This window comes from Lactobacillus sp. CBA3606, from assembly GCF_002970935.1.
Taxonomy (GTDB): domain Bacteria; phylum Bacillota; class Bacilli; order Lactobacillales; family Lactobacillaceae; genus Lactiplantibacillus.
Genome location: NZ_CP027194.1, coordinates 195572 through 207852 on the forward strand (window position 1 = coordinate 195572; position 12281 = coordinate 207852).

General features: G+C 43.4%; 9 protein-coding genes and 3 pseudogenes. 10 read left to right on the plus strand and 2 right to left on the minus strand.

Annotated features, from left to right (window positions below; genetic code table 11):
- Positions 1-30 precede the first annotated feature (30 nt).
- Complete coding sequence (locus C5Z26_RS01055) at positions 31-396, plus strand: nuclear transport factor 2 family protein (RefSeq protein WP_105448191.1); 366 nt, start codon at positions 31-33, stop codon at positions 394-396.
- Between the two features lie 211 nt (positions 397-607).
- Here the strand turns inward: C5Z26_RS01055 and C5Z26_RS01060 are convergent, their stop codons facing one another.
- The gene (locus tag C5Z26_RS01060) at positions 608-1150 is read right to left on the minus strand and encodes a hypothetical protein (RefSeq protein WP_105448192.1); all 543 of its coding nucleotides are present in this window, start codon (positions 1148-1150) and stop codon (positions 608-610) included.
- A gap of 21 nt (positions 1151-1171) precedes the next feature.
- Complete coding sequence (locus C5Z26_RS01065; protein ID WP_105448193.1) at positions 1172-1996, minus strand: NAD(P)H-hydrate dehydratase; 825 nt, start codon at positions 1994-1996, stop codon at positions 1172-1174.
- Between the two features lie 126 nt (positions 1997-2122).
- Here C5Z26_RS01065 and pepV point away from each other — a divergent pair, with 126 nt between their 5' ends.
- The 9 genes and pseudogenes from pepV to C5Z26_RS01110 all read left to right on the plus strand — a co-directional run bounded on the left by pepV (position 2123) and on the right by C5Z26_RS01110 (position 12256).
- Positions 2123-3526: a dipeptidase PepV gene (gene pepV, locus C5Z26_RS01070; RefSeq protein ID WP_105448194.1), complete on the plus strand. Its 1404-nt coding sequence runs from the start codon at positions 2123-2125 to the stop codon at positions 3524-3526.
- 34 nt (positions 3527-3560) lie between these two features.
- Complete coding sequence (locus C5Z26_RS01075) at positions 3561-4067, plus strand: universal stress protein (protein ID WP_105448195.1); 507 nt, start codon at positions 3561-3563, stop codon at positions 4065-4067.
- A 175-nt stretch (positions 4068-4242) separates the two neighbouring features.
- Positions 4243-6288, plus strand: coding sequence for a cation:proton antiporter (locus C5Z26_RS01080; protein ID WP_105448196.1), 2046 nt, complete (start codon positions 4243-4245; stop codon positions 6286-6288).
- A gap of 175 nt (positions 6289-6463) precedes the next feature.
- Positions 6464-7576: an ABC transporter ATP-binding protein gene (locus C5Z26_RS01085; protein WP_105448197.1), complete on the plus strand. Its 1113-nt coding sequence runs from the start codon at positions 6464-6466 to the stop codon at positions 7574-7576.
- Positions 7551-8272: pseudogene (locus tag C5Z26_RS01090) on the plus strand (carbohydrate ABC transporter permease); the annotation flags it as partial. The gene C5Z26_RS01085 and the pseudogene C5Z26_RS01090, both read left to right, overlap by 26 nt.
- A gap of 278 nt (positions 8273-8550) precedes the next feature.
- Positions 8551-9689: pseudogene (locus C5Z26_RS01095) on the plus strand (RNA-guided endonuclease TnpB family protein).
- 121 nt (positions 9690-9810) lie between these two features.
- Positions 9811-10182: pseudogene (locus C5Z26_RS01100) on the plus strand (carbohydrate ABC transporter permease); the annotation flags it as partial.
- Positions 10183-10241: 59 nt separating this feature from the next.
- A complete protein-coding gene (locus tag C5Z26_RS01105) occupies positions 10242-11549 on the plus strand; it encodes an extracellular solute-binding protein (RefSeq protein WP_370447985.1) in 1308 nt (435 codons plus the stop codon).
- 20 nt (positions 11550-11569) lie between these two features.
- On the plus strand, positions 11570-12256 hold the full coding sequence (locus C5Z26_RS01110) for a glycerophosphodiester phosphodiesterase (RefSeq protein ID WP_105448199.1): 687 nt from the start codon (positions 11570-11572) through the stop codon (positions 12254-12256).
- Positions 12257-12281 lie beyond the last annotated feature (25 nt).

Genomic DNA, 12281 nt, shown 5'->3' on the forward strand with positions numbered 1-12281 from the left:
AATGAAATTATTGAAAAGTAGGTCGTTATTATGGAAAAGAACAAAGCGATTGATGGTTATCGACAATTTAATGTTGCCATGAGAAACAGTGATGTAACCACATTAAAACAATTACTGTCATCTGATTTTACGTTGACGCATATGAGTGGATTTGTCCAACCCATTGATCAATGGTTGGCTCAAATTGCGAATGGACAAATGCATTATTTTTCATCAAGAGAACAGTCTGTTAATGCTCGTGCCATAAAAAATGGTTGGCAAGTAACGGGAAATAATATCGTCAATGCTCAAATTAATCGCGGCATCCGAACTGATTGGCAGTTACATACCGTTATGGAAATTATTGAAAAAGATGGGATTCCTGTAATTCAGAAAGCGGTAGTAACGCCATATTAAAATTGTATTTGGAACCATCTATTGTGGCAACGATCAGTTCCTACTTTAGCGGCCAAGAGCATATTTGTTAGGGTTGCTCGGCAAATGACCGGTAAAACATCAGCAAATCAGCGGCAAACTGGTCACCACCAGCGCCCACGTTAAATCAACCCAAAAACGACCAGCTAGCTATTACTAGGTGGTCGTTTTTTGATTGGAGCGGTTAGATTAATCAGTTGCCTGCTTGTCTTGGTGTATTCAGAATGAGTTGGTTTTGCAAGTGTCGAACGCGGTTGGCCGCCCGCTCTGAATTGAGTTGGCTAACTACTTGGTCGAGGGTAGTGGTGGCGGTCATTGCCTTTTGAAACGAGTGTACTGTATAGCTGTGAAACTTAATGTGGTCGGTTGTCGTTAACTCAAACCAATTTGGTTCTAACGTTTTGGCGGCGGCTTTAATCTTTTTATCCGGCCAAACTAAATATTGCGTCGTGGCACCATGGGGGTAAATGTCAACTTGCCAGCCACGTTTAACATCAGCGACTTCTTGCCAACGCTGGATTCTTAGGTGATTGATGGCATAGTAAATAATGCTACAAATCAGTAATGACGGCTTCCTCTTTAGTTCTGCCGATGTTAACGGCATCATCACTTCTTTATGAGTTGTTGGTACTGTTTTAGATTGCGGATTAGTTGGCGTTACTGGTCTAATGGTTAACATCATGCTGATTGTTAAGATAACCAAGCCTAACCCACTAAATTTTAAACTTTTTTTCATAATTTGGAATTTACCACGCTACTATTGCGCGAAATCATGCATGTATTTAGGGATAGCATGACTGATCTGATGAGGTAAGACCACGTACTGATCTTTGGCGAAGTCATCGGCAATTGCGCTGTGTAGGTAGACGGCACTCAAAATGGCAGCCGTAAAATCAGTGAATTGACCGGCGAAACCACCAATCATGCCGGCTAAAGTATCGCCCATGCCACCAGTTGCCATGGCTGGCGTGCCACCGAGATTCTCCCAAGCATCAGTGTCCGTATAAACGGTTGTATGATGGGCCTTAACGACTGCAATGGCATGCAGGCGTTGTTGGGCCGCCTGATTAGCAACTGGTGTTTGGTCAGCGATTTTTAAGCCACTCAAACGTTGCCATTCCATCTGATGAGGGGTGACGACGATTTGTGCGACGGGTAAGACGGTCTGTGCTGCGGCTAATAAGGTGATTGCGGAGCCATCAATAACTAACCGTTGTTGGGGTGTCACTGTTTGTAACACGTGTTGTAACAACTGAGCCGCTAAAGGTTCGGTGCCGAGTCCAGGACCAATAACAATAACACCCATGGTCGGTAATAACGCTAATACAGCCGTTGTTTGGGTATAATCTAATACCATTGCTTCTGGCAGATGGGCGTGTAAGCTAGTAAAATTACTGGCGGCCGTGGCTACTGTGACTAAGCCGGCTCCACTATAAGTGGCAGCCATTGCGGCCATGATAATGGCCCCGCCGAAGTTTTCATTACCACCAATTAACATGACCCGACCAAATGTCCCTTTATAAGAGTCAACCGGCCGTTTGATAATTGTATGGCGGACTAGTGCTGATGTGATTGGTTTCAAAATAACGCCAGCTTTCTTATTTTAGTCGAGTATACCATGATTATTGAGACCGGTTGCGTCTGATTATTAAGTTAGCGTGACCTATGCTAAAATTAAGGTATTAATACTTTTGGGAGGAACCAATAGATGACAATTGATTGGCAAGCACTAGCGGCTGAACACAAAGCGGATTATTTAACTGACTTAACGACCATGTTACGCGTACCGAGTTTTCGAGATGATAGTCAAGCAACGGCAGAGGCACCTTTAGGGCCAGGCCCCAAAGCAGCTTTAACCACGTTCTTAGCGATTGCGGCACGTGATGGCTTTAAGACAAAAAATATCGATAACTTAGTGGGTTATGCGGAATATGGCGAAGGCGATGAAACGTTGGCAGTTTTAGCTCATGTTGATGAGATGCCTGCTGGTAATGGTTGGGATACCGATCCTTTTGAACCGACGATTAAAGATGGTAAGCTCTATGCACGTGGGGCTTCTGATGATAAAGGCCCGGGTATGGCAGCTTACTATGGCTTAAAATTAGTTAAAGAATTAGGGTTAAAATTAAATAAAAAAGTTCGGTTTATTGTTGGTACTGATGAAGAAAGCAATTGGACTGGGATGAAGCGTTACTTTGAAGTGGAACCAGCGCCAACGTTAGGATTTTCACCGGATGCGGAATTTCCATTAATCAATGGTGAAAAAGGTAATGTTAGCTTACAAGTTCACTTTGGTACCACGGATACCGGTGATTTTAACTTAGTTTCATTTGATTCTGGGCTACGTGAAAACATGGTGCCACGTGAAGCAGTCGCAGTTGTGACTACTTCGGCTAATGAACAATTAGCTGCTGATTTTACGGCATTCTTGGATCAACAACCGGTTACTGGTGAATTAAAAGTAGTTGCTGACGGGGTTCAACTAGAAGTGATTGGTAAAGCGGCGCATGGCATGGAACCTAAAAACGGCATCAATGCCGGGACTTACCTTGCAAGTTTCTTAAATCAATATCCTTTTGCTGGTGATGCACGAGACTTTCTAGCATTTACTGCCAATCAATTACATGATGACTCACGGGTGCATCAATTAGGACTCGCTTTTACGGATGAAGTGATGGGTGATTTGACGATGAACGTCGGCTTATTGCACTTTGACCACCAAGCTGGTGGCGACTTAACCTTAAATTTCCGTTATCCTAAGGGGATTGAACCACAAGAATTAACGGCTGGCGTCCAAGCTAAATTACCCGCACAGGCGACGGTTAGCCAAGGTGACTTTATGGTACCGCACTACGTTGATCCCGAAGATCCGATTGTTAAGGATTTAATGGCTGTTTATCGGCGCCAAACGGGTGATCATGACTCACAACCAGAAATTGTGGGCGGTGGGACGTACGGCCGGATGATGAAGCGTGGCGTGGCTTTTGGGGCTTTATTCCCCCACACTGAAGATACGATGCATCAAGCGAATGAATTTCAACCAGTTGATGACCTGATGGCTGCAATGGCGATCTATGGAGAATCAATTGCCGTCTTAGCGACAGACAAGTAAGCAACTAGGCACTATAATTTGAGGAGGCTATCCTATGACCCAATATAAAAAGATTCTCGTTGGTATCGATACTTCTGAACAATCACAACTTGCCCTAGATAAAGCAATTGCGATTGCGAGTCAAAATCAAGCCACTTTAGACATTGTGACGATTATTAACACGGAAAAGTTTATCGGCATTACACAAGGACCAATGGGGTTTGGTGCCACGAATCCCCAAATTTTAGATGACCTAACAACTGATTTAAAGGCGAACTTGGCCGCTGCTCGTCAGACCGCTGAAAAAGCTGGTGTGACTGAGGTCCGGGTGCATTTGCATTCTGGTAATTCCAAGTTGCTATTGGCGACGACATTACCGGAACTGTATGGCAACGATTTAATTATTGTTGGCGCTACGGGTCTAAATGCCATTTCTCGTATCTTGATTGGATCGAATGCGGCCTATGTGGTTCGCAATGCGGCTTGCGATACGTTGATTGTCCGAACTGATTTGAACCAACAGGCGGTTGCACAGCAAAAACGGTTGATCCGCAAACTTTAATAGCAGTTCATGTTGTGAATATAGAGTTTGGGCTTAAAATCCCAAGCTCTTTTTTGATTATCGGCGGTTGCCTTTGGTGCTGAAAAAAATGACTATCAGGTGGTGTAATCGGGCAATTACGAGTATTATGTGAGGATAACGATTTGTTAAATTTTAGTTATTAGGAAGATAATCAATGTCAGGATTCTATACGGTTGCCGGGCTCTTATTGGGTGTTGTCGGCGCCAATATTTTAAAACGTTTTTTACCAATGGTACCGGAAGTTTTTATTTTAATCGTCACGGGAATTGGTCTATCCTTTGTGCCAATATTAAAGGGGACTAGCCTAGAACCTGAATTTTTTATGTTAGTCTTTATTGCCCCATTGATGTTTATTGATGGGCAAAAGCAATCTTTTAACACTATTCGGTCAAAATTTCGTGGCATCTTATTAATGTCAGTTGTTTTGGCAGTGGTAACTGTGGGTGCGGTGGGGGTGACCGCCAATGGTATTGAGGGCCAGTGGACCTTGCCGCTAGCCCTAGCGCTGGCGGCAATTGTGACCCCAACGGATGCCTTAGCCGTAGAATCACTAACGCGTGATCGCGACATGCCAGCAGGGGTTGAGGATGCTTTGTCGTTGGAGTCGCTATTTAACGATGCTACTGGGTTAGTTTTATTGGATTTAGCACTGTCAGTCTTGACTAAAGGTACGTTTTCACTGGCGAACGGGATTGGTCATTTCTTATTCGTTGCGATTGGCGGCATTTTAATCGGTGGTCTGGGTGGCCTAGGCTTAGTGATGTTACGCTATAAGTTAAATCGAATGGGAAACAATCCCGAAATCATCACGATTCCAATTAGTTTATTAACCCCTTTTTTAATTTATTTATTAGCTGAACACTTTGGCACGTCAGGCATTTTGGCGGTCGTCGCAACCGGGATTGAACATAACTGGGAGGCTAATCGCCTACGCTTAACTTCCACCAATGTTCAATTGGCAACGAAAGTGATCTGGACGGTAATTACGGATGTTTTGAATGATGGGGTCTTTTTATTTCTAGGGTTATCACTACCTTCAATCTGGCAAGATATTCGGCAGTTAGGGTGGGGGTCGACACTGAACTTAGTTGGGTTAAGTGTCTTTATTTATGGGGTCATGTTTGTCGTGCGCTATGTTTGGTCAGTGACTAATCGCGATATTCACAGGGTCTTTTGGCCACAGCAATCTAAGTCACAGAATCGGTTTAATGCCCGGATTTTTGCTATCAGTGGCGTTCATGGTTCGATGACACTAGCGCTGGCGTTCTCGTTGCCTAAAACCTTGGGCGGGCAGCCTTTTCCGTATCGTAATGAAATTATTATTTTGACCACGCTAGTTATTTTAATTAGCATGTTGGTCAGTGCGGTGATTTTACCAGTTATTTTGCCTAAAAAGGTTGACGCCTATACTGCAGATGAGGTCGACCACGTTCGGAATAAAATGGTTGATTTTGCGATTCTACAAATGCGGGCCACGATTGATGATCATATGATACGAGAGCTGTTAACTGATCAGTTACAGTCGCAAAAAAATAGTGAGGTTACCAGCAATCGTCACAATTTATCCAATAATTTTTATTTGCTATTTGATGAAACGAAAAGCTTGATTGATGCTTTTATTCATAGTGCGACAGTGACAGCTAATTATAGTAGTCAAAGTATTAATCGCTATGATCGACTTGTTAATCGCTTACTGGTGGAACAGCATCGTTTTAAATTCAAGCATCGGCTAAAACATCTGGAAAAAGAAGTGATTTGGCATACGAAGAATGGCGTCTTTACGCAACGACAACGCCGTTCGTTTCGAGATCACCGCTTAAGGACTGATACCGATTATGCTGCTAAGGTCCAAAACTGGCAAGCCACGCGCCAAGACTTATTAAGGTTGAATCAAGCCGTCATCAAAGAAGCTGATCAGTATTTAGATGAGGTGCTACGGGCCCGGCTGGTACAACAGCATAGTGATAACAATTATATTTACATGGTACAAAAGACGATTGACCGCTTCTTTGAAGGTATTCAACATGAATATCAACCCGAAATGCAACCGATTGATGCCGATTATTATGTACGCGCCTTTCAGTATGAGTATGACTTTATTCAGCGAGGAATTGATCAAGGGTTTATCACCAAAGCCGTTGCTAGTAAGCTATATACCGAAATTAATCAAGCGCAATTATTACGGATTCAAATTAATTGAAACGTTATTGATCTACTCTATCGGTTAAAACGATGTTGTAGATCTTTTTTAATATTTACATAAGTTATACATGAATTTTACAGCAATACGACAGGATTGACACGTTTATCTGGCATGATTTAAGAAGTGGCTCGCGCATCAGAATTACAACTAAATTGTGGGGAGTGAAGACGTTATGGGAATTGAATTACGGGATGTTACCAAGACGTATAATCAGACAGAACCACCAGTATTAACAGCAATTAATGCTGAGATTCAGGATGGTGAGTTATTTGTGATTGTCGGGCCATCCGGGTGTGGTAAGAGTACGTTACTGCGGATGATTGCGGGAATTATTCCAATTTCAGCAGGCGTGTTAAAGATTAATCAACAGGTGATGAACGATGTTTCACCAAAAGATCGGCAATTATCAATGGTTTTTCAAAGCTATGCGCTCTTTCCCTTTTTAAACGTGGCCGATAATGTTGCTTTTGGTTTAAAAGCCCGAAAAGTTGCGGTTGCTGAACGGCGGCGCCGGGTTGATGAGGCTTTAGCTTTGGTAGATTTAACCAAATATCGAGACCGGAAACCGCGAGAGCTTTCTGGCGGTCAACGCCAACGGGTGGCCTTAGCTCGAGCAATTGCGAGTGATGCTAAAATTTGCTTGATGGATGAACCGCTATCTAATCTTGATGCACAATTACGGGTGCAAATGCGGTCTGAAATCCGTCAGTTGCAACGAAAATTAGGGTTAACCCTGATTTATGTCACGCATGACCAAACGGAGGCTATGACGATGGCTGATCATGTGATGGTTTTAAATGACCAGCATGTGCAACAGATTGAGACGCCATTAGGGCTTTATAACCAGCCAGCAAATCAATTTGTCGCCCAGTTTTTCGGCACGCCCCAACTCAATCTATTGCCAGCAATATGTCGTGATTCTGAAACTAAGCCAACTTTAGTTGTGGCTGATACTATTCAAGTCACTTTAACGACGTCAATACCAGCGGGAACGTATACAGTCGGTATTCGACCGAATCAATTAGCCGTGACCGCCGTGACGACACCGATCGCTGGTAATGCCACTGTCGTCAATGTCGAAGTGTTAGGCGATCAGACCATTGTGGCAGTCGTCATGGATAATGGGGCGGAAGTGCGCATTGTTAAAAACGGTCAAGCAATCTTAACATTAGCGCAACGAGTCACCGTCACTGCCTTAGGCCCAGTCCTCATCTTTGGAGCGGATCAAACTTTAATTATGGCACAAGGAGGGTCAAGCGATGATCAACTCGTTACGCTCAACTAAAGGCCCCGTTACACCTAAAAAAACAACAGTGATAACACCGGCTAGCACTACTTTAACGCAACAACAGCACGATCAGCGCTATGCGTGGTTATTTTTAGGCCATCGCTAGGCTTATTACTGGTCTTTGTTTTTTATCCGATGTTGCGGACGTTTTATCTGAGTTTGTTTTTAACGAACAGTTTAGGTCAGCCCACGGTATTTGTTGGGTTACAGAATTATTTTAATTTATTGACGGCCAGTGATTATTTAGCCAGTCTGAAGGCAACTGGCTTATATGTTGTCGGTGTTACCGCTTTTACCTTGCTGGTTGGGTTATTGTTAGCGGCTGCTGCTAATCAAAAAGTTCGTGGTATTGCCTTTTTTCGCACGATTTTTACGGCGACGATGGGGGTATCAGTCTCGGTTTCGGCTATATTTTGGTTATTCATGTTCAATCCATCAATCGGTATCTTGAATCAACTGGCAACGCTGCTGCATTTACCGCTAATTAATTGGTTAACTAACCCTAACTGGGCTATGGTAGCGATAATTATGACCAGTGTCTGGATGCATTTGGGCTTTACCTTCCTCATTTTCTTTGGGGCACTACAATCGGTGCCCAAAGGACTGTACGATGCCGCTGATATCGCTGGGGCTAGTCACCGTTATCAGTTTTTCCATATCACGGTCCCGATGATTTCACCCACCTTATTTTTTGAAATCTGGCGAGGAAATACGTTCTTTTAAGGACGTGATGAATCGCTTTTTGTTTTGTACGTCGCATATGTTTAATAGAAATCGTTTCAAAATGCGGATTTAGTATTGAATAGATGGAAATTAGTCACGACGATTATAGCCACTTAGTTAATGTATCGCCAAAGTTATCGGTAAAAAACTAATTGTCACTGGTGGTTACCTAGTTATGATATCGAAAGCATTAGTACCACATTACCCAACAAGTATTGATGACCAACGAATAAAAGAGGTGCTTATAGATGACACTGCGGGCAATAAAAACAAGGCTCTATCCCCAAATTGACCAGCAAAAAAAATTATTAATAACTTTGGTTGCTGTCGGTTCGTTTGGAACCAGTTATTGAGTATGCAGATTGAGCGCCATAATAACGGTGGCGCTTACGTCAACGAATTTGGCATGAATTATCTGATCAAGTGTCTCAAACAGGAATACCCGTTTCTCAAGCAAGCGGAATCAACCAGTCTTTTACACGTTAGCCGTGATTTACATCATGCTTTTCAGAAGTTATTTAAGGAGCATGTTGGTTTTCCGAAGTTCAAATCACGTAAGTTCCCCAAACAGAGCTATCAATCTAATGCCGTCAATCACAATATTAGTCAAACAAGCCAACACCTGATCAAATTGCCAAAATTAGGTCATCTTGCATTTAAATCTGGCCGACAACTCATTGGTGAGATTAAGAATGTGACCGTCCGACTATCAGCTACGGGTAAATACTATGCAACAATATTAGTCGATAATGACGTGCAAAAACTGCCTAAAACTAAGCAAGCGGTGGGAATTGATATGGGGGTAGCGGATTTAATGATTACTAGTGATGGGGTAAAATACCCGACTATTCGCTTTGATAAAGTCTTATCGCAAAAGAAACATTATTGGGAAAGACGGCTAGCCCGACGTCGGTTACAAGCTATGAAGGAAATTGCATGGGACAAACACAATCACGTTTTAGAACCCCGTGAATTAACGGATTTCAGTAATTATCGCAAGGCGCGTCTCATGGTTGCCAAATATAACGAAAAAATCGCTAATCAACGTAGTAATTATTTGAATCAGCTTACCAAGAAACTGGTAACGCTGTACGATGTGATTAAAATAGAAGATTTGAAAACCAAAAATCTCCTTAGCAATCATAGGTTAGCTCGAGCAATTGCCAATCAAGCTTGGCGTGAACTACGCACTCAGCTTGACTATAAATGTGCTTGGTATGGTAAACAGTTGGTCACTGTGAACCCTAGAAAAACTAGTCAGATCTGCGCTGACTGTGGTTACGATGACGGTAAGCATGGGCTAGCTATCCGGCAATGGACATGTCCAAAATGTGGCATTAACCATGATCGGGATATTAATGCCGCCAAGAACATATTGAATGCTTAAAGAAAAGACTAACTAGGTTCGGAACGAGCCGTGATAAATAGCTGTAACCGCTGGGCATAGTGCTCGCACTATTGTGTAAGTTAGCAGTGTTCTCAGAAACTTGGACATTCATGGCCGAGTAGTTCACATGTTACGGCAAGCGTTTAAACAACTCCCACGCGATTTAAAAGAAGCGGCCGATATTGATGGTTTGACGCACTGGCAGTTTTATTGGCGTGTTGCCTTACCTTATTCACGAATTAGTGTGTTAACGCTGGCAGCTTATAGTTTCTTAGGCAGTTGGAATCAATATCTCTGGCCCATGCTAACGACTTTTAGTGATCGGCTGCGGCCAGTTCAAGATGGTCTGCGCCAATTACATTCGGAAGAGACCGCGACGAACTGGGGGCTGATTCAAGCGAGTGCAGCCATTGTGGTCATTCCCACGTTAATTGTGTTGTTTATTGGGCAGCATTATTTTAAATCCGGTTTAAATGAGGGGTCCGTCAAATGATGAAGCTAAAGCAGATGGGTCAACGTTATCGGTACGGATTGACAATTTTAGGGATTATGATGCTTGCACTGGGTGCTTGGGGCTATGCGCGGAATCAGGCTCAAGCTGCCGCAATGCCAAAACGAACAAAAGTGGTCTTTTGGCATGAGATGAAAGGCCCTGGTGTTGAACAAATTGCCGCAACTGTCAAAGCCTTCAATCGGCAGCAAACAAAGTACGAAGTGGTCGCCGAGTTTGAGGGGGGCTACAATGATGTGATTCAAAAGATTCTTAATACACATGGGACGGCGGCTTCGCCAGCATTATTTCAGTCAATGGATATTTCAACGAGTCAGATGTATCACAGTGGGTTTACGACCCCTATGCAAAAGTTTGTTGACCAAGAGGGGTATGATTTGAAGCAGATTATTCCAGGTGCGAAGGCCGTTGTCACCCGCAATCATCAATTATTATCAATGCCCTTTAATGCCTCGCAAACCGCATTATATTATAATAAAGCCGTCCTCCGGCGATATGGCATTACACCACCGCCAGTTGATCCGACATATCAAGATATTACGCGGGTGGCTAAAGCGATTCATGATCGGTCGCACGGTAAAGTTAGTGGCATGACCATGGAGGCTTACTCGTGGTTATTTGAACAATTATTAGCGAATGCGGATACCGCCTTTGCTAATCACAATAATGGTCACACGGGAAATGCGACCAAGGTTGATTTTACCAGTCCAGCGGCCATTCAAGCTATGAATTGGGTTAAAACTAATATTGATTATGGTGATTTTATGAACTTTGGTTCGGGTGGGAATGCGTCGGCCAACGAAGCGGCAGCCTTTCTATCCGGACACTTAGGGATTTTTATGCAATCATCAGCTAAAACGGGTCAGTTAGCGAAAATCTTGAAGCAGGATTTAGGTGTGACGTACTATCCACATCCAGATGGGCAAAAAGCGAATGGCATTGCGGTTGGTGGGGCCTCATTGTGGATTACAAACGATAAGTCGGCGGCCGTTCAAAAAGGTGCCTGGGAATTCACGAAATTTTTAGTGAATGCAAAAAATCAAGCTAATTGGCAAGCTAAGACGGGGTACCTAGCAGTGAATCAAGCTTCACAAGCGGAACCAGTATTGCAAGCGTTATTCAAGCAATCACCCGCACTAAAAGTTTCCAGTGATCAGATGCGGCGGACGGTGCCGAATGGCACTAATTCAGGCATTTTTATTGATGGACTGGTCCCAGCCCGTACGGCGATTCAAACGGCAATGCAAAAGATTTTTGCTGGTCAAGATAGTTATCGCGCGTTAAAAACTGCTGAAAATTCGTATAATCAAGTGTTAAAATCGAATAATCGTGCCAATGGTCGTAACTAAAAGAAAAGAGTTGAATTTTAGTGACAGTTAAATCATTAATTTATGGGCATCGCGGGGTGCCCGTTAAGTTTCCCGAAAATTCGTTGGCGGGGTTCGCCTATGCCATTAGTCAGGGGATTGATGGGTTAGAATTTGATGTGCATCTGACTAAAGATCAAGTTCCTGTTATTATGCATGATGAGACCATTGATCGGACAACCAATGGGCAGGGAGAAATTGCGGCCTATCGTTATCAGGAACTACGTCAATTTCGGTTAACTAATGGGGAGCCGGTGCCAGCTTTAGCCGAATTATTGCAGCTAGTCAGCGGGGAGCCGGTTCGGCTGAATCTAGAGTTTAAAACGGATCGGCATTACTATCAAGGGATTGAACGAATTGTTTTACGATTGGTTCACCAGACGGATTTAGTTTATCCGGTGGTATTTTCCTCATTTAATTTACGGAGTCTTGAACGGGGCTATCGAATTGATGCCAATCAGAAATACGCTTTCTTGTCAGCGGCGCGGATTGGTGATCCTGAGGGGTTCTGTGCAGCCGAACATTTGGAAGGGTTACATTTAGAGCACTATCAAGCCATGCGTCATGTTTCAGAACGGGTTTGGACAGTTGATGACCCCGATGCCATGCGCCAACTGTTTGATCATCAGGTGAGTGCGGTTATTACGAATAATTTTGAGTTAGCCCAAGATGTTCGCGCTGAAGTTTAGATAAAAAATGGTTCTCGCTGAATAA